This window comes from Aquamicrobium defluvii (genome assembly GCF_004363725.1).
Lineage (GTDB): Bacteria > Pseudomonadota > Alphaproteobacteria > Rhizobiales > Rhizobiaceae > Mesorhizobium > Mesorhizobium defluvii.
Window position 1 is genome coordinate 1 of the sequence record NZ_SNZF01000090.1, and the last position, 1,116, is coordinate 1,116.

Annotated in this window: 1 pseudogene; it reads right to left on the bottom strand. The window is 57.7% G+C overall.

Annotation, left to right across the window (positions count from 1 at the left end):
- Window positions 1-110 precede the first annotated feature (110 nt).
- Window positions 111-870: pseudogene (locus DES43_RS22255) on the bottom strand (IS5 family transposase).
- Window positions 871-1,116: the final 246 nt, after the last annotated feature.

Sequence of the window (1,116 nt, forward strand, 5' to 3'; positions counted from 1 at the left end):
GTGATCGTGCATGGCTTCCTCCATGCCCCCGGACCCACTACCGAACCGAATCAGCCAATCTTGACAATAATTTGATTAAGTCCCCAACCTAGGCTGTCGTGACGAATTAATTATTTGAGCCAGATTGCGATTGCGGCGAGTTTGACGAAGCCGATGAAGTTGACGAGCAGTTTGTCGTAACGTGTTGCGACGCGCCTGAACTGCTTGAGCTTGCTGAAGAAACGTTCGATGCGGTTGCGCTCCTTGCAGAGTTCGGCGTCGTAGGGACGTTGGAGCTTTCGGTTGTGTTTGGGCGGGATAACGACCTCGGCCCCGGTTTCGGCGAGGCTTTCGCACAGATGGTCGGCATCATAGCCTTTGTCGACAAGATCTGCTGCAGCCGGGAAGCCCCCGACAAGGTCATGGGCAAAAGCAATGTCGTTACGCTGTCCGGGAGAGCCGATCAGGCGGACGGGAAGGCCAAGGGCTTCCGTCGCCGCATGGATCCTGGTGCTCGGGCCGCCGCGAGACCGACCCAGGCTCTGGGCATCCGCCCTCCTTTTGAGCGACGCGCGCCGGCCGCATGCTGATGCGCCCGCACGATGGTTCTGTCGATCATCAGCCATTCCAGATCGGCTTCGCGGGCCAGCGTCTCCACTATGTCGTCCAGCACGCCCATCTCGATCCAGCGATAGTAGCGCCGCTTAACCGATCGATAGTCACCCAGCCGCTCCGGCAAATCACGCCAACGACCGCCCGAACGCGCCATCCACAACAGCGCGTCGGGGAACTTGCGGTTATCCGTGCGCGGCCCGCGCTTGCCTTTCGTGCCGCCCGGCACGAAACTTCTGATCGTTCCCACTGGTCGTCCCGAAGCCCATCACAATCCATCGCCGATCTCCAAAATCAGCGTTGAATCCGATTTGCACGCCCTTGGGAACCCTAAAACCTTAAATCGTCACTACGGCCTGGAGCATCGGACCGAAACGTGGAATCCGGTTTTTGGTGGCTCCGATGCTTTATCAATAATTTAGATTGCCCTTAGGGTCGAGACTCAATTGATCCACCATGTGATGATTGCGGCAATGAAGATTGCTGCGGCGAAGTTTGTTGCCAGCTTGTCGTACCGTGTTGCGA